The organism is Prauserella cavernicola (genome assembly GCF_016595675.1).
GTDB classification, from domain to species: Bacteria; Actinomycetota; Actinomycetes; order Mycobacteriales; family Pseudonocardiaceae; genus Prauserella_A; species Prauserella_A cavernicola.
In genome coordinates, this window is sequence record NZ_JAENJH010000005.1 from 374101 (window position 1) to 395129 (window position 21029).

Annotated in this window: 22 protein-coding genes; 7 read left to right on the forward strand and 15 right to left on the reverse strand. The window is 71.7% G+C overall.

Annotation, left to right across the window (positions count from 1 at the left end):
• The first annotated feature begins 10 nt into the window (after positions 1 to 10).
• Positions 11 to 1084 (forward strand): MerR family transcriptional regulator, encoded by a 1074-nt coding sequence (locus tag JHE00_RS22120; RefSeq protein ID WP_200321130.1) that lies wholly within the window; start codon positions 11 to 13, stop codon positions 1082 to 1084.
• Positions 1085 to 1130: 46 nt separating this feature from the next.
• Here JHE00_RS22120 and JHE00_RS22125 read toward each other — a convergent pair whose 3' ends face one another.
• From JHE00_RS22125 to JHE00_RS22145, 5 genes are all read right to left on the reverse strand, one after another.
• Positions 1131 to 1544 carry a VOC family protein gene (locus tag JHE00_RS22125; protein WP_200321132.1) on the reverse strand — a complete coding sequence of 138 codons (414 nt, stop codon included), beginning with the start codon at positions 1542 to 1544 and terminating at the stop codon, positions 1131 to 1133.
• Between the two features lie 684 nt (positions 1545 to 2228).
• On the reverse strand, positions 2229 to 3365 hold the full coding sequence (locus JHE00_RS22130) for an ABC transporter permease (RefSeq protein WP_200321134.1): 1137 nt from the start codon (positions 3363 to 3365) through the stop codon (positions 2229 to 2231).
• Entirely contained in the window at positions 3365 to 4255 is an 891-nt protein-coding gene (locus tag JHE00_RS22135; protein WP_200321136.1) for an ABC transporter ATP-binding protein, read from the reverse strand. Before JHE00_RS22135 ends, JHE00_RS22130 begins: the two co-directional genes overlap by 1 nt.
• Positions 4256 to 4333: 78 nt before the next feature.
• Complete coding sequence (locus JHE00_RS22140; RefSeq protein ID WP_200321138.1) at positions 4334 to 5035, reverse strand: response regulator; 702 nt, start codon at positions 5033 to 5035, stop codon at positions 4334 to 4336.
• A complete protein-coding gene (locus tag JHE00_RS22145) occupies positions 5032 to 6375 on the reverse strand; it encodes a sensor histidine kinase (RefSeq protein ID WP_200321140.1) in 1344 nt (447 codons plus the stop codon). The genes JHE00_RS22140 and JHE00_RS22145 overlap by 4 nt, the downstream gene beginning before the upstream one ends.
• A 69-nt stretch (positions 6376 to 6444) precedes the next feature.
• Here JHE00_RS22145 and JHE00_RS22150 point away from each other — a divergent pair, with 69 nt between their 5' ends.
• A complete protein-coding gene (locus JHE00_RS22150) occupies positions 6445 to 7437 on the forward strand; it encodes a LacI family DNA-binding transcriptional regulator (protein ID WP_200321142.1) in 993 nt (330 codons plus the stop codon).
• A 3-nt stretch (positions 7438 to 7440) separates the two neighbouring features.
• Here JHE00_RS22150 and JHE00_RS22155 read toward each other — a convergent pair whose 3' ends face one another.
• From JHE00_RS22155 to JHE00_RS22185, 7 genes are read right to left on the reverse strand one after another with little or no spacing between them, the layout of a single operon-like run.
• The gene (locus JHE00_RS22155) at positions 7441 to 8538 is read right to left on the reverse strand and encodes a C45 family autoproteolytic acyltransferase/hydrolase (RefSeq protein ID WP_200321144.1); all 1098 of its coding nucleotides are present in this window, start codon (positions 8536 to 8538) and stop codon (positions 7441 to 7443) included.
• Entirely contained in the window at positions 8535 to 9539 is a 1005-nt protein-coding gene (locus JHE00_RS22160) for a P1 family peptidase (protein WP_200321146.1), read from the reverse strand. Before JHE00_RS22160 ends, JHE00_RS22155 begins: the two co-directional genes overlap by 4 nt.
• Positions 9540 to 9553: 14 nt before the next feature.
• Complete coding sequence (locus JHE00_RS22165; protein WP_200321148.1) at positions 9554 to 10303, reverse strand: ABC transporter ATP-binding protein; 750 nt, start codon at positions 10301 to 10303, stop codon at positions 9554 to 9556.
• Entirely contained in the window at positions 10300 to 11262 is a 963-nt protein-coding gene (locus JHE00_RS22170; RefSeq protein ID WP_200321150.1) for an ABC transporter ATP-binding protein, read from the reverse strand. The genes JHE00_RS22165 and JHE00_RS22170 overlap by 4 nt, the downstream gene beginning before the upstream one ends.
• Entirely contained in the window at positions 11259 to 12089 is an 831-nt protein-coding gene (locus tag JHE00_RS22175) for an ABC transporter permease (RefSeq protein WP_200321152.1), read from the reverse strand. Before JHE00_RS22175 ends, JHE00_RS22170 begins: the two co-directional genes overlap by 4 nt.
• Positions 12086 to 13060, reverse strand: a complete 975-nt coding sequence (locus JHE00_RS22180; protein WP_200321154.1) for an ABC transporter permease — start codon at positions 13058 to 13060, stop codon at positions 12086 to 12088. The genes JHE00_RS22175 and JHE00_RS22180 overlap by 4 nt, the downstream gene beginning before the upstream one ends.
• A gap of 23 nt (positions 13061 to 13083) precedes the next feature.
• Entirely contained in the window at positions 13084 to 14691 is a 1608-nt protein-coding gene (locus JHE00_RS22185) for an ABC transporter substrate-binding protein (protein ID WP_200321157.1), read from the reverse strand.
• 214 nt (positions 14692 to 14905) lie between these two features.
• On the opposite strand from JHE00_RS22185, the gene JHE00_RS22190 reads away from it, so the two are divergent.
• From JHE00_RS22190 to JHE00_RS22205, 4 genes are all read left to right on the forward strand, one after another.
• Complete coding sequence (locus JHE00_RS22190) at positions 14906 to 16831, forward strand: primary-amine oxidase (protein WP_200321159.1); 1926 nt, start codon at positions 14906 to 14908, stop codon at positions 16829 to 16831.
• A 1-nt stretch (position 16832) separates the two neighbouring features.
• Positions 16833 to 17471 (forward strand): FMN-binding negative transcriptional regulator, encoded by a 639-nt coding sequence (locus JHE00_RS22195; RefSeq protein WP_200321161.1) that lies wholly within the window; start codon positions 16833 to 16835, stop codon positions 17469 to 17471.
• A 251-nt stretch (positions 17472 to 17722) separates the two neighbouring features.
• Complete coding sequence (locus tag JHE00_RS22200; protein ID WP_200321163.1) at positions 17723 to 17926, forward strand: cold-shock protein; 204 nt, start codon at positions 17723 to 17725, stop codon at positions 17924 to 17926.
• Positions 17927 to 18000: 74 nt separating this feature from the next.
• Complete coding sequence (locus JHE00_RS22205; RefSeq protein ID WP_200321165.1) at positions 18001 to 18249, forward strand: hypothetical protein; 249 nt, start codon at positions 18001 to 18003, stop codon at positions 18247 to 18249.
• Position 18250: 1 nt separating this feature from the next.
• Here JHE00_RS22205 and JHE00_RS22210 read toward each other — a convergent pair whose 3' ends face one another.
• Entirely contained in the window at positions 18251 to 19135 is an 885-nt protein-coding gene (locus JHE00_RS22210; RefSeq protein WP_200321167.1) for a LysR family transcriptional regulator ArgP, read from the reverse strand.
• A 69-nt stretch (positions 19136 to 19204) separates the two neighbouring features.
• Here JHE00_RS22210 and JHE00_RS22215 point away from each other — a divergent pair, with 69 nt between their 5' ends.
• Positions 19205 to 19831 carry a LysE/ArgO family amino acid transporter gene (locus JHE00_RS22215; protein WP_307832059.1) on the forward strand — a complete coding sequence of 209 codons (627 nt, stop codon included), beginning with the start codon at positions 19205 to 19207 and terminating at the stop codon, positions 19829 to 19831.
• Here the strand turns inward: JHE00_RS22215 and JHE00_RS22220 are convergent.
• Entirely contained in the window at positions 19828 to 20466 is a 639-nt protein-coding gene (locus JHE00_RS22220) for a LysE family translocator (protein WP_200321171.1), read from the reverse strand. The genes JHE00_RS22215 and JHE00_RS22220 overlap by 4 nt on opposite strands.
• A 61-nt stretch (positions 20467 to 20527) precedes the next feature.
• Entirely contained in the window at positions 20528 to 20995 is a 468-nt protein-coding gene (locus JHE00_RS35630; protein WP_200321173.1) for an archease, read from the reverse strand.
• Between the last annotated feature and the right edge of the window lie 34 nt (positions 20996 to 21029).

Consider the following 21029-nt stretch of genomic DNA (forward strand, 5'->3'; position numbering starts at 1 on the left):
GGAGGCACGGTTGACGGGCAGGCTGAGCATCGGCGAGTTCGCACACGCCTCGGGACTCACCCCGAAGGCACTCCGGCTCTACGACGAGCTGGGGCTCCTGCGGCCCGCCGACGTCGACCCGCGCTCGGGCTACCGAACCTACGAACCGGACCAGCTCGCCCGCGCCCGGCTGGTGGCGTGGCTGCGAGGGCTCGGCATGCCGCTGGCCAGGATCCGGATCGTGTGCGACCTGCCGCCGCGCTCGGCCGCCGCCGAGGTGGCGTCGTACTGGCGTCAGGTCGAGGCCGACACCGCCGCCCGTAAGGAACTGGCCGCCTTCCTCGTCGACCATCTGTCCGGAAAGGACGTCGACATGACGGACATGCCAGTACGACTCACCCTGCGCTCCGCCGCCCGCACCGACCGGGGTCTGGTGCGACAGACCAATGAGGACGCCGCCTATCCCGGCGGCCGCCTGTTCGCCATCGCCGACGGGTTCGGCGCGCAGGGCGCCGACAGCGCGGCGGGCAGTTCCGCTGGAGCCGCTGGAGCCGCGGTGGCCGCGCTGGCCCCTCGCGACACCGACGTCGCCGCGGGCTCGCTGCTCGCGGCGCTCGCCACCGCCGTCACGGACGCGGCCGACGCGGTGCGCGACTTCGCCGCCGACCGGCCCCACGCCGGGACGACGCTCACGGCGCTGCTGTTCTCGGGCGCGCAGTTCGCGCTCGCCCATGTCGGGGACTCCAGGGCGTACCTGCTGCGCGGTGGCGAGCTGACGCAACTCACCCACGACCACACGTACGTGCAGTCACTCGTCGACGAGGGCAGGCTCACGGCCGAGGAGGCGGCGGTGCACCCGCGGCGCACCACGCTGATCAGGGCGCTGCACCAGAGCGAGCCCGACCTGCACCTGCGCACGGCTCAGCCCGGCGACCGCTACCTGCTGTGCACCGACGGGGTGCACGCGGTGCTCGCCGAGGAACGCGTCACCGCGGTGCTGCGCGACACGACGGCACCCGGCGCCGCGGTGGAGGAGCTGACCCGGCTCGTCCACGACGCGGGAGCGCCGGACAACCTGGCGTGCGTGGTCGTGGACGCGGCCTAGGTGTGGGCGGCGTGGGTGTGGACGGCGTGGGTGGCGTGGGTGGCCGTCACGAGCCGGGCGTGCTGATGTTGACCAACCACGAGACGCCGAACTTGTCGACGCACATGCCGAACTCGTCGCCCCACATCTGCTTCTCCAGCGGCACCGCGACCGTGCCGTCGCCCGAGAGCTTCTCCCAGTAACCGCGCAGTTCCTTCGCGTCGTCACCGCTGAGGCTCACGGACATGGTGTTGCCGGGTTTGTACTCCATCCCGGGTGGAGTGTCGGCACCCATGAGCGTGAACCCGCTGGGGGTCTCGAGGCTGCCGTGCATGATCTTGTCGGCTTCCGGCGCCTTCGAGTCCCCGAACTCGCCGAACGTGTTCAGCGAGAGCGAGCCACCGAAGACGCTCTGGTAGAACTCCATCGCCTGCTTCGCGGTGCCGTCGTAGCTGAGATACGGGTTGAGCCGAGACGCCATCAGATCCTCCTCGGTCCGGTGAGGAGCCCCATCGTCGCAGCAGAACAAGGCCCCCACTACGGCAAGAAGGCCCTATCCAGCCCACCCCCGCGAGTCCCCCACTCAGGCGCGCGAGTCCCCCGCTCAGGCACGCGAGTCCCCCACTCCGAACCGCGAGTTCCCCGCTCAGGCACGCGAGTTCCCCGGCCCGGCCCGCGAGTTCCCCGCTTGGCCGCGAGCCGTGCGCTCCCGACCGCGAGTCCCCCGCTCCAGCACGCGAATCCCCCGCTCGGACGCGTGAGTCACGCACTCCAGCACGCGAGTCGTGCGCCCCGGCCCGCGAGTCATGCATTCCAGACCGCGAGCTGTGCATTCGTCCTGCGATTCCCCTGATCTCGTACTCCGCTTCCGCGGTACGGCAGCCGAGCATGTTGCCCGAGGCCGGGCTACCCGCACCTCGCGGTCGAGAAGCACAACTCACGAGCCGGAGCGCACGTTTCGTGGTCACAAGCGCACGACACGTGGTCGCGAGCGCACGGCACGCTCTCCCGAGCGGGCAACTCACGCACCCGAGCGGGCAACTCACGCACCCGAGCGGGGGACTCGCGGGCTGGAACGGGGGACTCGCGATCCCGAGCGGGGGACTCGCGCGCCTGGGCGGGGGACTCGCGCATCCGCGCGAGGCCCCCGCTCCGGTGGTGCGGGTCAGCTCGCCTGGCTCCAGGCGTTCTTCAGGGCCACCTTGCCGCCCGTCTGGAGCAGCGAGCCCGAGTAGATGCGGCTCGCCAGGAGCATGATCAGCACGACCGACGCTGCCAGCACCCCCAGGGAGAGCAGCGCCTCCCACACCTGCGCCTCGCCGGCGAACATCCGCACCGGCATGGCGATCGCCGCGGAGAACGGAATGTAGGACAGCGCCGTCATCACCGCCGCGTTGTCCGAGAAGAACAGCACCGCGAAGTACGGCCCCATCACGAGCATCATCACCAGACCCATGCTGGAGCTCAGGTCCTCCTGCCTGCTCACCAGCGAGCCCGCGACCGCCCAGATCGAGGCCAGCAGCACGAACCCGAGGCACAGGAACGGCACGAACCAGCCGAGCGCGGGGACCACGACGGTGAGCAATGCCTCGTGCCCGCCGATACTCAACGCGATCGGCGCCGCCACGGCGAGCACGATCACCTGCCCGATCGTCAGCAGCGTGTGCCCGACGATCTTGCCCGACAACAGAGCGCGAACCGGCACGGTCGCCACGAGGATCTCCACGATCCTGGTCTGTTTCTCCGTCACCGTGCTCTGCGCGATCGCCGACCCGCCCATCGCGAAAATGACGAAGATCAGCGAGAACACCATGATCACGAGCTGCCGTTCGCCCTGGCTGACATCGGCGGCCTCCAGCAGGTCCACCGGCGGAGTCGTGCCCAGCTCGGCCATGATGTCGGTGGGCGGAGCGGACAACGCGACCACGCGCACGCCGGTGGCGGACTCACCCGAGTCGTCCGGCACGACCGCGGCCTCCACCTCCTCCGAGCGCACGAGGTCCTGCGCGACGGCGAGATCGTCGACCTCCCGAACTTCCAGTGCCGAGCCCTCCAGCGCGCCCGCCACCTGGGTTCCGACGGCCGCGACGCTGGGCTGGCCTCCCCCGAACACGGTGGGCAGGATCGCCGACGCGAACAGGCCGACCACGATCACGCCGAGCCCGATCCAGAAGCCCTTCATGCGCAGGAAGGACTTGATCTCGCGCTCGGCGACCAGCCGCGTCGCCGCGACGAACGACGTGCTCGGTTCCGGGTCACCGGCGCCCGTCTGCACGGGCCGCGGCTCGGTTGTCGCGGTCATCAGATCGCCTCCTTGAAGATCTCTTCCAGCGACGGCGCCACGGGGGTGAAGCCGCGGACCTCGCCGCGCTCCAGCGCCGCGCGCAGCACCTGCTGGTCGGTGCGAGCACCGTTGTCGCCGGCCAGCTCGAAGACGGCGCGCGGGCCGTCCATGCTGACCACGCGCACACCGGGCACGTCGCGCAGCCAGCCGGTGTCGGAGTCGACGACCAGTTCGTAGCGCACGGTCCCGTACCGCGTGCGCAGTTCCTCCCTGCCGCCGCTGGCGGCGATGCGGCCCCCGGAGAGGATCACGAGGTCGTCGCAGAGCCGTTCGACGAGCGCGAGCTGGTGGCTGGAGAACAGCACCGGCACGCCCGAGGCGGCGCGCTCGCGCAGCACCCTGAGCACGGTGTCGACGGCGATGGGGTCGAGCCCGGAGAACGGTTCGTCGAGGATCAGCAGCGCGGGGTCGTGCACCAGCGCGGCGGCCACCTGGGCGCGCTGCTGGTTGCCCAGCGAGAGGTCCTCGAGCTTGTCGCCCGCGCGCTCTCCCAGCTCCAGCTGCTCCAGCAGGTGCTCGGCGTTGCTCTTGGCCCGCTCAGCGGGCAGGCCGTGGAGCTGGCCGAACCACGCGATCTGCTCGCCGACCTTCATCTTCGGGTACAGCCCGCGTTCCTCCGGCATGTAGCCGAACCGCTGGCGCACGGGCTGGGTCACGGGCTTGCCGTGCCAGGTCACCGTGCCGCCGTTCGCGGCGAGCACCCCGAGGATGATCCGCATCGTGGTGGTCTTGCCAGAGCCGTTGGCACCGAGGAACCCGGTCATGCGGCCGGGCTTCACCTCGAAGGACACGTCGTCGAGCACGCGGTGCTCGCCGAAGCTCCTGCTGATCGTCGAAACCGTCAACATGATCGGCAGCCTACGAAGGCAGGGGGCTCCGGCGCGTCAGGCGCGCGACCGATTTCGGGCGTCCGCCGCGAGGGTGACCTACTCGCCCTGGGCGCTTCCGGGCGCGACGATGCCGTTCTCGTAGGCGAACACCACGGCGTGGGTGCGGTCGCGCAGGCCGAGCTTGGCCAGCACCCGCGACACGTGGGTCTTCACGGTGGCCTCGCCGAGCACGAGCCGCGCGGCGATCTCGGAGTTGCTCACGCCACGCGCCAGCAGCACGAGCACCTCGTACTCGCGGTCGGTGAGCTCGGTGGGCCTGTGCACGGGCACGAGCGCCGCCGGGGTCGAGAACCGGGCGATCACCCTACGCGTGACCTCCGGCGAGAGCAGCGCGTCTCCCCTCGCGACGATGCGCACGGACTCCACGAGGTCCTCCGGCGAGGCGTTCTTGAGCAGGAACCCGCTCGCGCCCGCCTGCAGTGCCTCGAACAGATAGTCCTCGCGGTCGAACGTCGTGAGGATGACGACCTTCACCGCGCCGTCGCCGTTTCCGGCTCCGAGGATGCGGCGGGTGGCCTCGAGCCCGTCGACTCCGGGCATCTGCACGTCCATCAGCACGACGTCGGGGCGGAGGCGCTCGACGGCGTCGACGGCGGCGAGCCCGTCTCCTGCCTCGCCGACCACGTCGATGTCGTCCTCCGCCCCGAGGATGACCCGGAAGCCGGCGCGGACGAGGTCCTGGTCGTCGGCGAGCACGACGCGCAGCGCCTGTGCCGGGGTGCCGTTGTTCTCGCTCACGTCGCCGGAAGCTCCTCACTGTCCTTCGTGGACTGTTCGTCGGGTCGGCCGAACGGCAGGCTCGCGCGCACCCGGTAGCCGGGCGAGGCCTGCCTGGGGCCCGCCTCCAGTTCGCCGCCGTGCACGGCGACGCGCTCGCGCATGCCCACGAGCCCGAACCCGCCGCCCGGTGCGGAGCCACCCGCGCGGGCGCGGCCGTCGTCGGAGACCTCCACCTCCAGCGCGCTGCGCAGGTAGCGCACCCGCACGTCGACGGTGCGGGCTCCGGCGTGCTTGACGACGTTGGTGAGCGCCTCCTGCACCACGCGGTACGCCGACAGCGCCACGCCCTCCGGCACCGGTCGCGGGTCGCCGTAGACGCCGTGCACCACCTCGAGTCCCGCGGACTCGGCGGTGGCCACCAGCTCGGACAGCTGGTCGAGACCGGGCGAGGCGGGGTGCGACTCGAGCGAGGGCTCGCCGGAACCCTCCGCGTCGTTGCGCAGCACGCCGAGCAGGCCACGCAGCTCGCCGATGGCGGTGCGGGCGGTCTGCTCCACGGTGCGCAGCGCCTCGCTGGCCAGTTCGGGGTCGCGGTCGAGTACACGCCGGGCCGCACCCGCCTGGATGCCCATCACGGACACGTGGTGAGCGACCACGTCGTGCAGGTCGCGCGCGATCCGCACGCGCTCGGCGACGATCGCGCCCCGGGTGTTCTGCTCGTGCGACAGTCGCAGTTGCTCCGCGCGTGCGCTCAGCTCGGCCTGCCTGCGCACGGCGAGCCAGGCCATACTGCCGAAATAGTAGGCGGAGAGGAAGAACATCAGGTTGAAGCCGACGTTGTAGAGCACCGACGCCAGCACCGGGTCGAGCGGCCCCGCCGCGCCGGGGAAGTCCGGGACGGGCTGGGCGAGCGACCACACGACATTGGCGCCGAGCCAGACGAACATGGCCGCGATCAAACCGATCCGCACCCAGCGCGCCGCCGTGCGGTTCTGTTCCCAGGCGCCGACGCTGTAGATCGCGATGAACAGCGCGATCGAGGGGATGAGGTTGTCGCCGATCGCCCTGGCCTGCGCGAGGATGAACACCAGCCCGACCACCAGCACCACGGCGATCGGGTACCGACGGCGCAGGACCAGCGGCAGCGACAGCACCACGCACCAGGCCAGCTGCTCGACCAGCACGGGCGCGGTACCAAAGGCGAACATACCCATGCTGTTGACGAGCACGATCATCTCGACGGCGGCGACCAGCACACTCAGCGCCACACCGATGTCGGAGCGCTGCACGGCGGGCTCCGGCCGCGGCCGACGCCACTGGCTCCAGTCCTGCTCCGGCGTGGCCTCGACCCTTTCCATGCGGCTCAAGGTAACGCACGCGCCGGGCAGCCCCCGCCGCAAGCGCCATGGACGGCTATCGTCTCCGGTGTGCGCGCGGACGAGCCGGTGAACCTGATCGCGGTGGCGAAAGCCGCCGGGGTCTCCAAGACGACGGCCTCCGACGCGCTGCGCAACTCGGGCCGGGTCTCGGAGAGGACCCGCGAGCACGTGGTCGCCGTCGCCACCCGGCTCGGCTACTCCCCCAACCCCGTCGCGCGTTCCCTGCGCATGTCGAGCACCGGCACGATCGGTCTGCACCTGCCCGAGGTCCTGACGCGCTCCGAGTACTACATGTCGTTCGTCTTCGGTGTCGTCGACCAGGCCGCGAAGCGCGACTACGACGTCACTCTGCTCACCGCTCACCACGTGTCCTCGCGCCGGTTCCACCGCGTCGACGGCGTGGTGCTCGGCGACCCGCTGGAGACCGACACGGTGGTGCGCGGGCTGCTGGACTCGTCGGTGCCCGCGGTGACGTGCGAGCGCTTCACCGGCGACGCCGAACCCGCGGGTGTGGTGCTGTCGGACCACGCGGCGATGCTCGACGAGCTGCTGGAGCACCTGCACTCGGCGGGGGCGCGCGACATCGCGTTGCTGGCCTCGAGCACCGTCACCGACTGGGGCCGCACGCTGCAGCAGGTGTACCTGCGCTGGTGCGAGCAGCGCGGCCTGCGGCCGCGGCTGCGGGAGATGGCGTTCGGTTCACCGACGGCCGTCATGCAGGACAACGTGCGCGCGCTGCTCAACGCCGACCCGGCGGTGGACGCGCTGGTGTGTGCGCCCGACGGCTCGGCCTCCGCGGTGCTGCCCGTGCTACGCGCCGCGGGCAGGACCATCGGCGAGGACCTGCTGCTTGCCTCCTGTGTGGACAGTACGGCGCTGAACCACACCGACCCGCCGATCACCGCCATCGACCTGCGTCCGCGCGAGGCGGGCGCGGCCTGCGCGCAGCTGCTGTTCGACGTCCTCTCCGGCGAGGCCCCGAAGGGCACCGTGCGCGCGCAGCCGATCGGGCTCGCCCGGCGGCGCTCGACCCGGGGCTGATGCTCAGGCGAACGCCGCCTGCCCCGCGGTGAGGGTGAGCCACGTGCGCTCCTCGACCTCGCACGGGCCGCCCCGGTGGACGTGCAGGTCGCCCGCGACGACGTCGAGCGAGATCGTCGCCAGGCTCTCCCAGCGCTGGTGCTCGGGCAGCGCGAGGTCCGCGTGGGCGCACACCGGTGCGCCGTCCTCCCGGTGCGCGCACAGTGCGTGGGCGCGCGCGGTGAGGTCGTCGGCGCGCAGTGCGGTGGCCGCCCGCTCCCGCAGCCAGGCGTCGCGCTCGAACGTACTCGACCCGCTGGCGGCCGTCGTGCGCTCTCCCCCGGCCAGCTCCGGCGCGAGGAAGTGGTTGGTGTGCAGGAGGAACCCGTCGTCCGGGTACACCTCGCCGATGCCGGCGGGGCACAGCTCGAGGCAGCGGGCCTCGTCGCGGGTCACCACGGTGAGCACCGTCGACGCCGACAGCCTCGCCGACCGGGCGATCCGCGCCGCGTCGTCCACGGTGACCGCCTCGTCGAGCACCCGCCTGGCCACCGCGTGCACCGGAACGCCGATGCCGGCGCTGTCGGAAAGGTGGCGCAGCACGTTGAAGTGCAGGCCGAGGCCCGCGTCGTTGACGCCGATCTTGGCGAGCACGCCGCACTCGGTGAACGTCGCGACCCGACGGCCCTCGGAGGTGGTGTAGGTCCACGCGAGCATCCCGCCGCGCAGAGTGTCGTGCCAGTCCCACGTCTGCACAGTGCGCGGGGGTGCGCCGCCGCCGGGCAGCACCACCGACGTGGAGCACTCGCCCTCGCCGGTGACGGCCGCGGCGGCCAGGATCTCGGTGCGGGCGTTGAGCGCGGCGACCTTCCACACCGAGAGACCACTGCCCTCGGCCAGCCCGGTGATCTCCTCGGCGAGGTGCGGCGCCCACGCGTCGATCGCGGCGAACGCGGCCCGGCCGTGGTCGCGCACGTGGTGCGGGTGCAGGCCGTGCGCGGCGAACAGGCGCGCGTACCCGGCGTAGGTCTCGTGGATCGCCTCGCGGCAGGCCGTGCCGAGCTCGTGGCCGCGCGCGGCCGGGTCGGTCGCGGTCGTCGCGTGGGCGGGGACGCGGCTCATCGGGCGCTCGACAGCACGGCGTCCCACGCGACCTCGGAGGCCAAGGTGCCGAGCCCGGTGCCGCCGACCCCGAGCGGCTCGACCTCATCGGTGGTGAGCGCGAACAGGGTGTCGCCGTCGAGTTCGGTGTGGAACGGGTGGATGGCCCTGTGCATCGAGCTGTGCACCTGGGTGGCGAACTGCCTGAGCGCGACGTCGGTGAGCTTGGCGTTGGTGATCACCACGGTGAGCGTGGTGTTGCCTGCCGACGTGCGCGCCGCCTCCGCACCGTCGACCGCGGCCGCGTAGTCGAGGGCCGGGACGTGCCGCTGCCCGGTGTCGGCGTGGTAGTTGCCGCGCACCACCGTGCCGTCGCGATCGACGATCACGCCGACGGCGTTGACGACGGTGGCGACCAGGACCTTCAGCTCGCCGTGCGTGCCGAACGCCGCGCCCTGGCCCGCGAACTCGGCGCGGGAGAAGTCGATCTTGCCGACCGAGGCGGACCGGCCGGCGCCGCAGCGGCCGACGGGGAACCGGCCCTCGACGGCGTTGGCCAGCGCAGCCCTGCCGAGCGCGGTGTCGGGGGCGATCGCGGTGTCGCGCGGGGAGAAGTCGTAGATCACCGCGCCCGAGACGTGCTGCAGCGCGGCCCAGTGCGTGCGGTTCTCCGCACGGTGCAACAGCTCCGTGCTCACCCCGGCCGCGGCCTCCAGCCCGTACACCGAGCCGCCCGCGAGCACGATGGCGTGGTGGAAGTCGTAGCCACCGGACAGGCCCACCGCGCCGCCGCGCGCGTCCACGGCGGTGCGCGCGCCCTGTGGGAGGTGGATCACCGTGCACCCGGTGGGGCCCTCGGCGTACTCGGCGGTGCCGACGAACACGCCGGGCAGGTCGAACTCGACGGTGGAGCTGCCGGGGCTCGGCTGCGGGGTCAGCGCCACGTCGTCGTTGCTCACCGCTCCCGCCGCGAACGCCGAGCGCTTCGCGGGCCGCGGCCCCGCACCGTTGGTCGTGCTCACAGTGCTCCCAGTGTTCACAGTGCCTCCACCAATCGCCTCGAGTACTCGTGTTCCGGGGTGCCGAAGAAGACGGCCGACGGCGCGGTCTCCACCACCTCACCGTGCCGCATCACCGCGACCCGGTCGGCGACGTAGCGCACGGCGCCGATGTCGTGGCTGATGAACAGCGCGGCGAAGGAGAACTCCGCGCGCAGGTCGCTGATGAGATTGAGGATCTGCGCCTGCACCGACACGTCCAGCGCGCTCACCGCCTCGTCGAAGACCACGAACGGCGGCCGGGTGATCAGCGCCCGCGCGATCGACACGCGCTGACGCTGGCCGCCGGAGAGCTGGTGGGGATAGCGCTGCGCGAACGACGCCTCGAGCCCCACCTGGTCCAGCGTGGCCAGCACCCGCTCGCCCACCTCGGCCTTGTCGGCGCCGCCGAGCACGGCCAGCGGCTCGGCCACGCTCTGGCCGACGCGCAGGCGCGGGTTGAGCGACCACTGTGGATGCTGCAGCACGGCCTGCATCCGGCCTGCGAGCTCCGTGCGGCGTTTCGGGAACGGCCTGCCCTCGAACAGCACGGTGCCGCTGGTGGGGCGCCGCAGCCCGAGCGAGACCATGCTCGTGGTGGTCTTGCCGGAGCCGGACTCGCCCACCAGGCCGAGGATCTCGCCCTCGGCCAGGCTCAGCGACACCTCGCGCAGGGCGTGCACGCGGCTGCGCCGCCACGGCGGGCCGGAGGTGAACGTGACTCCGACGTGGTCCAGTTCGAGGATCATCGGCCCGCCCCCACGGTCGCCTCGGCGAGGTGGCACAGCACGTCGCGCTCGGCCACCGACACCAGCGGCGGCCGGTCGGCCGAGCACGGGCCCAGCGCGTCGGGGCAGCGCGGCGCGAACGCGCACCCCTGCGCGGAACCGGTGAGCACGGGCGGCTGTCCGGGGATGGAGGACAGCCGCGCTCCGTCGGCCGCGGCGCCGGGCACGGCTCGCACCAGCGCGGCGGTGTAGGGGTGGCGGGGCGAGTCGAGCACCGCACTCGCGGCGCCCGACTCGACCACCCGACCGCCGTACATCACCACGACGCGGGAACAGCGCTTGGCCACGGCGGGCAGGTCGTGGCTCAACCACAGAATGGTGGTGCCGGCCTCCGCCGCGAGCGAGAAGATCACCCCCAGGACCTCCTCGCGGATCTGGCTGTCCAGCGCCGCCGTGGGTTCGTCGGCGATCAGGATCTCGGGCTCGCCCGCCATGGCCATCGCGATGGCGACGCGCTGCGCCATCCCACCCGAGAGCTGGTGCGGATACGACCGGGCGACCCGGTCCGGGTCCGCGAGCTGCACGCGAGCCAGGTGTGCCGTCACGTCGGCGCGGGTTCCCCTGCCGCGCAACGCCAGCTCCACCTGCCTGCCCACGCGCATCGTGGGGTCGAGCGAGCCGATCGGCTCCTGGAAGATGTAGCCGAGCCGACCGCGCCGCAACGCACGCAACTGCTTGGGGCGCAACGTGTTCACGTCGTCGCCGTCGACGCGCACGGCGCCGCCGGTCACGCTCGCCGCACCGGGCAGCAGGCCGCCGATCGCGGAGCCGAGGGTGGACTTGCCGGAGCCGGACTCGCCGACGATGCCGACGGTCTCGCCCCGCTGGACGGTGAGCGCGGCGCCGTCGAGCGCGCGCACGGTCCGCCCGCCGGAGGCGTAGTCGACCACGAGGTCGTCGATGTGCAGAAGAGGTGTCATACCAGCGACCGAGCCTCCCTCGGTTCGAGACCGTCGCGCAGACCGTCCCCGAAAACGTTGATGGCCAGGATCGCCACGACGAGCACGATCCCGGGTGCGACGACCAGCCACGGCGCCGCGAGCAGGTAGGTGCTGCCCTGCTGGATCAGCGCACCCAGCGACGACTGCGGCGGCTGCACGCCGAAGCCGAGGAAGCTCAGCCCGCCCTCCACGAGGATGCCGACCGACAGCGCGTAGGTGCCTTGCACGGCGATGGTGCCGGACAGGCTGGGCAGCAGGTGCCGCACGAGGATGCGCGGCCAGCGTGCGCCGCTGATCACCGCCGAGGTGACGTAGTCGCGTTCGGACACCGTCACCGCGGCCGCGCGCACCACGCGGGTCATCAGCGGGATGGTGATCAGCACGATGCTGCACATGGTGGCCGTCCGGCCGGGACCGACCACGGCGGCGACGAGGATCGCGAGCACGATCGTCGGGAACGAGTACAGCACCTCGACCAGCCGCAGCACGACCTCACCGAGCCAGCCGCCCCGGTAGCCGGCCGCCACCCCGAGCAGCGTCGCCAGCACCGCGGTGACGAGCACCGCGAGCGTCGACAGCAGCAGCGTCGTGCCGATGCCCTCGAACAACCTCGGCAACATCGAGCGGCCCAGCTCGTCCGTCCCGAGTGGATAGTCGACGCCCGGCGGGGCGAGCCGGGGCCCCACCATCGCGTCGGGGTCGCCGCCGATGCCGAACACCGTGCCCACCACCGAGACGAGCACCAGCACGGCCAGACACGCCAGTCCGGAGCGGGTGAGCCAGTCGGCCCTGCGCCACCATGTCATCGCTTCCGCCCCTTCGCCGCAGCACCGAACCGGGGATCGAGCACGCCCGCCGCGGCGTCGGTCAGCATGTTCAGCACGATGAAGACCACCGCCGCCAGCAGTACTCCCGCCTGCACCACCGCGTAGTCGCGCCTGCCCACCGCCTGCACCAGATAGGTGCCGATACCGGGCAGGTTGAACAGGTACTCGATGATCACCGCGCCGCCGAGCAGGTATGCGGTGATGGTCGAGAGCACGGTGATCACCGGGATCGAGGCGTTGCGCAGCACGTGCCTGGCCACGATGAAGCCGGGGCTCTCGCCGCGCGCGATCGAGGCCGTGATGTAGGGCTCCACCAGGACGTTGAGCACCGCGTCGCGAGTCGTCCTCGCAGCCACGGCGATCACGAACACCGACAACACCGCGGCGGGCAGCACCATCGACTGGAGATTGCCTGCCGGGTCCTGTCCGAAGGGCACGTAGCCGCCGACGGTGAGCCCGAGCGCGTAACGGGAGAACAGGAACACCACGATGCTGCCGAGCACGAACTCCGGCACGCTCACCCCGAGCCCGCTCACCAGCCTGCCCAGCGCGGCGCCGCCGCGCCGCCCGCCAGCGCGCACCGCGGTCAGCACCCCGAGCGGGACACCGATCAGCACCGCGGCGGCCACTCCGAACAGGGCCAGCTGGGCCGTCACCGGCAGGCGTAGCCCGAACTCGGTGGTCACCGGCTCGCCGCTGATCATCGAGATACCGAAGTCACCGGTGAGCGCGGTCCCCAGCCACAGCCAGTACTGCACGAAGACGCTCTCGTCGAGCCCGTACTTCGCCGCCACCTCGGCCTTCTGCTCGGGACTCGCGAACGGGCCGAGCACCACCTCGGCGAATCCGCCCGGCATCCACCGGGACGCCGCGAAGATCAGCACCGAGACGAGGAACAGGGTGAGCACCGCGCTCAGTGCCCGGCGCAGCCACCACGAGAACAGTCGCACAGCCGTTTCCCTTCCCCGGCCCGCTACTTGCTGAGCAGCCGGAAGTCGGCGATGCCACGGAAGACGTTGCCGTAGCCCTCGGTCTCGTACAGCGTGGGACTCAGCGCGTCGGAGCGGTAGCCGATCAGCGCGGGCCTGGTGACCAGCGGGATCATCTGGGCGTCGGTGTCGACGGCGTCGCACAGCTGCTGCAGCGCGGTCTCACGCTCGGGACCCTCCGGCGTCGCGATGGCCTTGTCGATGGCCTCGTTCAGCTCGGGGTTCGGCTCCATGAAGCCGACGTTGAACCCGGCCTGCTCGGGATTCCACCACTTGCCGACCATGCCAGGGTCCGCGTAGCCGGCGAACCACGACAGCGCGGCGTCGAACGTGGCGGGCACCTCGCCGTAGACCTTGCCCGACCAGCTGCCCTCGTCGAGCTGCTCGATGGTCACCTCGACGCCGATGCGCCGCAGGTTCTGCTGGATCACCTGCGCCACGGCGGGTGCCGGAGCGGTGGAGTAGGCCGCGAGCCCGAACGTCAGGTTCTCGGCCCCGGCCTCCTTCAGCAGCTGCTTCGCGCGGTCGAGGTCGGCCTCGGCCGAGGGCACCCGCGCCGGGTCGCACGCACCGGGCAGCCCGGCTGGCGTGACGCCGGTGGGCCTGCCGAGCCCGCCGAGCGCGGAGTCGGCCATCGCCTGGCGGTCCAGCGCGATGTTGATCGCCTGGCGCACGCGCGGGTCGTCGAACTTCCCGCCCTGCGCGTTGCTGTTGAGCATCAGGTAGTAGAAGTCCGTGGTGGCCTGAGTGCCGACACTCGTGCCGCGCGCGCCGTTCAGCAGCTGCGGGGCGTCGACGTTGCCGAGCATCACCAGGTCGGCACTGCCGTTCTGCAGCGCGGCCATCCTGGCCTGCTCCTGGCCCGCGATCACCACGTTGACGGTGTCGGCGGAGGGCTTGTCCTCGGCCCAGTAGCCGTCGTTGCGCGTGAACTTCCACGAGACGTCCTGCCGGTGCGACTCCACCACGTAGGGCCCGGTGCCGAGCATCTGCGCGGTGACGTCCAGCGAGCCGTCCTCGATCTCGGCCATCGGCAGCACGGCGGCGGGCACGTTGGCGAGCGCGGCGAGCAGCGGCGCGTAGGGCTCGGACAGGGTCACCGACACGGTGTGTTCGTCGACTGTGGACACCTTCTCGACGGGGCCGATCTGCGACTTCCACACGCCCTCACCGGCGAGCAGGCGCTCCAGGCTGCCCACGACGTCGTCTGCGGTCATCGGCCTGCCGTTGGAGAAGGTGACGCCCTCGCGCAGGTGGAAGACGTACTCGGTGGGGCTCGGGTTCTCCCAGCTCTCGGCCAGCGCGGGCTCGATGGAGAAGTCGGGCCCCACGGTCACGAGCGTCTCGTAGACCAGTGACATCAGCTGCCACGACGTGGCGACGTCGGCGAGCTGCGGGTCGAGCCCCGTCGCCGCGCCGTTGTCGACGGTCATCTGCAGGTCGAGTGTGCCGCCCGCGGTCACCGACTCGTCGGCGACCGCGAGGTAGCCGGGCACGTCGGAGGTCGCGGTCGTGGGGTCGAGCGGAGCGGCCGAGCAGCCCACGAGCACGGCGGCCGTCGCGGCGGCGCAGAGGACAACGGGGATCCGCATGGGACCTCGACTTTCCGGCGGTGACATGGCGTGGTCGCGGAAGGAGCGTCGCGTGAGGGATGCCGGAACGTTCCGACATGGGCAGTGATTAAACGGCGGCAGCCCAATCCCGTCAAGCCCCGGTTATCGATCATTGACCGATCCTGGCGCGCCAGCTAGCCTCCCACGGCAGTGCCGGAACGTTCCGGCATCCGCTGCGACTTCAGGAGAGCCCGTGACGGACCGGCAGGCACCACACCCGCTCGCGCCGCTGACCGCGGCCGAGTTCACGGACGTGCGCACGATTCTCGAGATCGGCGGCGTGCTGCGGGAGGCGACGCGGTTCTCCTACGTCGGCCTCGCCGAACCGGCCAAGGCCGACCTCGCGCGCCACGAACGCGACGGCTCGCCGGTCGAGAGGAGGGCCAGGGCACTGCTGCTCGACATCGCCACCGGCGAGGCGCACGACGTACTCGTGAGCCTCACCGAACGCGCCGTGCACTCGGTGGCCGACATCAGCGGCGAGCACGGTCAGGTGCCGGTGCTCGGCGAGGAGCACGACCTGGTCCGCGAGATCATGGCCGCCGACAAGGACTGGCGCGCCGCACTGGCCGAACGCGACATCACCGACCCCTCCCACGTCTACCTCGCCGCGCTCTCCGCAGGCCGGTTCGAGTCCATTCCGGACGGCGGGAGACGGCTCGTGCGCGTACTCGCCCACTGGCGCCCTGAAGAGTCCACGATGGTCTGGGCCCACCCCGTGGACGGGCTCGTCGCCTACGTGGACCTGATCGCGCGCGAGGTGGTGGAGATCGTCGACACCGGCGCACTGCCGATCCCCCGCGAGTCGGGCGACTACGACGACCCCGCGGTCTCCGGCCCGCCGAGGACCACGCAGCGGCCCATCGAGATCACCCAGCCGGAAGGCCCGAGCTTCACGCTCGCCGACGGCGTGCTCAGCTGGGAGAACTGGCACGTGCGCCTGGGCTACGACATGCGCGAGGGGCTGGTGCTGCACCAGCTCGGCTTCACCGACGGCGGCGAGCTGCGCCCCATCGTCCACCGCGCCTCGGTCGCCGAGATGGTGGTGCCCTACGCCGACCCCGGCCCGATCCGGTTCTGGCAGAACTACTTCGACACCGGCGAGTACCAGCTGGGCAGGCTCGCCAATTCGCTGAAGCTGGGCTGCGACTGCCTCGGCGACATCACCTACGTCGACGCCGTCGTCGCCGACGGGCGCGGCGAGCCCACGACGATCGGCAACGCGATCTGCATCCACGAGGAGGACGCGGGCGTGCTGTGGAAGCACACCGACCCCTCCAACGGCAGCAGGCAGACCCGCCGCCAGCGCAGGCTCGTGATCTCGTTCTTCGTCACGGTCGGCAACTACGACTACGGCTTTTACTGGTACCTCTACCTCGACGGCACGATCGAGCTGGAGTGCAAGGCCACCGGCATCGTGTTCACCGCCTACTACGACGACCGGATCGCGCCCTACGCGTCGCAGGTCGCGCCCGGACTCGCGGCGCCGTACCACCAGCACCTGTTCAACGTCCGGCTCGACATGGCGGTGGACGGCGACGTCAACGCGGTCGAGGAGGTGGAGGTGCGGCGGGTGCCGATGGGCGAGGGCAACCCGTTCGGCAACGCGTTCACGCGCTCCGCACGCAGACTCGCCACCGAGCGGCAGGCGCAGCGCATGGCGGCGCCCGAACGCGGTCGTGTGTGGCACATCGTCAATCCAGGCAGGCGCAACCGCCTCGGCGAGGAGACCGGCTACGTGCTCACCCCGCAGGGCCTGCCGACGCTGCTGGCCGACGAGGACTCCACCATCCACGGCCGGGCCACGTTCGCGAGCAAGCACCTGTGGGTCACCCGCTTCGACGAGAGCGAGCGCTTCCCCGCGGGCGATCTGGTGAACCAGAGCCCCACCGGCGCCGGGCTGCCGGAGTTCACCCGCGACGACCGCGACATCGACGGCGCCGACCTGGTGGTGTGGCACACCTTCGGGCTCACGCACTTCCCCCGGCTCGAGGACTGGCCCGTGATGCCGGTGGACCGCTGCGGCTTCACGCTCAAGCCCGCCGGCTTCTTCGACCGGAACCCGACCCTCGACGTGCCGGCGCCGTCGAGCGGGCACTGTCACAGCGACGGGGGCTGACGTGCACGAGTTCGCGCGCTACGCCGCGCCGTCCACTGCCGACGAGATCGAACTGGTGCGGCACAACCCCTTCGCGCTCGTGGTGAGCGCCACGGGCGAGGGCGCGCCGGTCGCGACGCACCTCCCGGTGATCTTCCCGGACGACGAGGCACCGCCGGAGTCGTGGGACGACGTGACCCTGCTGGGGCATCTGGCTCGCGTCAACCCGCAGTGGCGCGACTTCGCCGCCTGCCCTGAGCTGCTGCTGGTGTTCACCGGCCCGGACGGCTACGTCTCGCCGTCGGCGTACGGCTACACGCCCGCGGTGCCCACGTGGAACTACGCGGCCGTGCACCTCACGGGCACGGTGGAGCTGATCGAGAGTCCTGCCGCGACGCTCGACGTGGTCGAACGGACGGTGCTGGCACTGGAGTCGCCGCGGGACCCGAGCTGGGACCCGGCGTCGTCGAGGGAGAAGTTCGTCTCGCTCGTCGACCACGTCGTCGCGTTCCGGGTCCGGATCCGCACCGCCCACAGTGTCTTCAAACTGAGCCAGGACATGCCCTCCGACGTGCGCGAACGCGTGCGGGCGGACGTGGAGCGAACCTCGCCGTCCGGAGCGGCGCTGTCGGCACTGATGCGACGGCATGATCACGTGTGAGAGCGCTTGACGCCGCGCGGGTGCGGTAGCGTAGCGTATGCCGCGACGTCGACCGGCCGAATCCTCGGCCTGCTCGGCGTCGCTTGATGGTCGCAAGTTTTGCGTGTTCGTGTTCTTCCACGCTCCGCGGAATTTCGGTGCGGGCGTGTCGCGTGTCTAGCCTCTGGGCTTGAGTGGTGGCCCTCCACTGGCGCGGCTGCCGGACCCGCACGGTGCGGGATCCGGGTAACCAGCTCCTGGAAGGAGACCTCATGGCAGAGGGAACTGTGAAGTGGTTCAACGCGGAGAAGGGCTTCGGCTTCATCGCGGTCGACGGCGGCGGCGCTGACGTCTTCGTGCACTACTCGGAGATCGACGGCCGCGGCTTCCGCGAGCTGCAGGAAGGCCAGCGCGTGGCCTTCGAGGTGGGCCAGGGCGCCAAGGGCCCGCAGGCCACCGGCGTCCGCTCGCTCTGAGCGACGCACCCGGCGGAGTCCGCTCCCGGAGCCACTCCGGGAGCGGACCCACCGCCACCAGGAAGGAGTCTCACTTGACCTCCGCACCAGCCCCGCACGGGGACCCCGGCGCCGTCGCACCGGTGCTGTTCAGCCACCCGGCCGACGAGCGGCCGATCGACTACGAGCGCCTGAGCTCGCCGCCGAAGTCGGCCGACCTCAACGCGCCCTTCGGGCCAGGCCCGGTGGTCACCACCGCCGCCGACGAGCCCGTCATCGAGGCGCACATCCAGCCTCAGCGGAGCGCCCGCCAGCCGCGCAGGCCGCGGCGCAGCCGCTCCTGACTCACCGCAGCGCCGTCGCGGCCGCGTCCCGAACGGCGGCCGTGACCGCGTCAAGGCTCGCCGAGCGCAGCTTCCACTGCTGCCAGTAGAGCGCCACGTCGAGGTGCCCGCGCGGATCGAGATCCACGAACTCGCCCTCGACGGCGTGCTCGGTCTGCAGGTCCGGCAGCATTCCCCAGCCCAGTCCCAGCCGCACGGCCTCGAAGAAGTCGGTCGAACCGGGCACGAAGTGTCGCGGCGGCTGGAGCCCGCGCCTGCTCCGGCGGCGCAGGTATGCCTCCTGCAACCGGTCGTCGCGATCGAAGACGACCACGGGCGCGTGTGCCAGCTCCGCCGCGGTCGCGCCGCCCGCGAACCAGCGCTCGGCGAACGCGGGCGAGGCCATCGGCCGGTATCGCATCCGGCCCAGTTTCTCGAGCGAACAGCCAGGCACCGGTTCCTCCGACGCCGTGACCGCGGCCATCACCGAACCCTGCCGCAGCAGGTCCGCCGTGCGGTCCTGATCACTGCGATGCAGGTCGAACACCAGTGACCCACCGAGGCTCGCGAGCGCGGGCAGGAACCAGGTCGAGAGGCTGTCGGCGTTCACCGCGAGCGGGACCACCCTCGGCCCTGCCGCGGGCTCGTCGTCGCCGAGTTCGCGCGCGACGTCGTCGGTGACGGCCTGGATCTGGCGCGCCAGGCGCAGCAGCGTCTCCCCCGACGGCGTCGGCCGCACCGGCTTGGTGCGCGTGAGCAGCACCCGGCCCACAGAGGTCTCCAATGCCTTCACGCGCTGGCTCACCGCCGACGGCGTGACGTGCAGCGTGCGGGCGGCCGCGTCGAACGTCCCCTCCGAGACGGCGGCGGCGAGCGCCCTGAGCTGAGCCGGGTCCAGGTCCATCATCAGTGACTCTAACGTCGCTGAAGAATCATTAGCTGGATGCCAGGCGCGGCCGTGCCTAGCGTCGAGGTCGTGTTCGCCCCAGCAACCGTGACGAGCGCCGTCACGGGCCTACTCTTCAGCCTGTCCCTGATCGTCGCCGTCGGCGCCCAGAACACGTTCGTCCTCCAGCAGGGACTCCGCCGCGAGCACGTGCGCACCGTCGTGCTGATCTGCGCGGTGTCCGACGCCGTGCTGATCGCCGCGGGAGTGGCGGGCGCGGGTCTACTGTTCGACGGCCGTCCGTGGCTGATCGAGGTGGTCCGCGTCGCGGGCGCGGCGTTCCTGTTCGGCTACGGCCTGCTCGCCGCGCTCAGGGCCGTACGGCCGACCGCGCTGCGCACCGGGCCCGACGCGCCCGCGGTGTCGCGCTCGGCCGTCGCCGGGACGTGCCTGGCGTTCACGTGGCTCAACCCCGCCGTCTACCTGGACACCGTGGTGCTGCTCGGTTCGGTCGCCAACACCCAGTCCGCGCAGCCGTGGTGGTTCGGCGCCGGTGCCGTACTGGGCAGCGTGCTGTGGTTCGTGGCACTCGGCTTCGGCGCGCGTCTGCTCGCGCCGGTGTTCACCCGGCCCGTCGCGTGGCGCTTTCTGGACGTGTTCATCGCCATGGTGCTGGTGGCGATCGGGCTGCGCGTGCTGTTCACGCCGATCGGCTAGCGGGGCTGTTCCGTCACCAGGCGCACCGCGAGACCGGCGAAGATCGCCGCGGAGAGCCGGTCGAGCCACCGGCGCACGGCGGGCCGCCGGAGCAGCAGCACCGCGAGCGCGCCCGTGGCCAGCCCCACCGAACCGTCCACGGCGAACCCGACGAGCACGAACACCGCACCGAGCACGAGAAACTGCACCCACACCGGCCAGCCACCAGCGGGCACGACGAACTGCGGGAAGAACGCGAGGTAGAACAGGATCACCTTGGGGTTGGCCAGATTGGTCAGCACCGCCAGCACGTAGGTCCTGCGCAGCGAGCGACCCGGCGCCACGTCCTCGGCGCCGGGGACATCGGGCCGCCGCGACGACCGCCACGCCGTCCACGCCAGGTACAGCAGGAACACCGCGCCCACCACGCGCACGGCGTCGAGCACGGCAGGTGCCGCCTGCAGCAACGCGCCGAGCCCCGCCGCGGCCGCCACGGTGTGCACCGCGAGCCCAGTGGACATGCCCAGCGCGGCGACGACGCCGGCTCGCGGTCCCCGCGCGACCCCGTTGGCGACGATGAACATCATGTCGGGCCCGGGAACCAGGCTGATCACCAGCGCGGTGACCATGAAGGCGACGAGGATCGAGAGTTCCACCCACTCAGCAAACCACCGGCGGCAACCGGTTTTCGCCACCACATGAGGGCCTCGTGCGGCGTCAGACGTCGATGCCCGCCTCGCACCGCCAGCCGTCCAACGCGGGCTCGCACCGCACGCTGCCCTTGGCCACCCCCTTCGGGATCGCGCCGACCGGGCGCACCGCCCCGGCGTCGATCAGCTCGCAGCGCACCCACAGCCCCGACGGCGTGCGGGCGACCTCGGCCGAGACGGCGACCTGGGTGCGCCGAGACGGCCACGAGATCACCTGTCGCAGCACGGTTTCCAGCAGTAGTGCCTCGGATTCGCCCCGCACGTCGAACCGCACCCGGCACGCGAGCGGAGGCCTCGCCGGGCCGAGGAAACTGTCGGCCAGCGCACGAACGGCTTCGGCGACACAGCCCGGCATCGTGGGCGCCCACGCCTCGATGCGCAGATCGCCCGCGTGCAGCGGGCGGCCTCTGCGATCACGTTGCGGCGGCACGGCCGGTTGCGTGCCGCCTGGTCTTCTGGAGTCGTACGTCGTCACGACGCAGAGCGTCGGGGGCGCACCCACCGGCGGG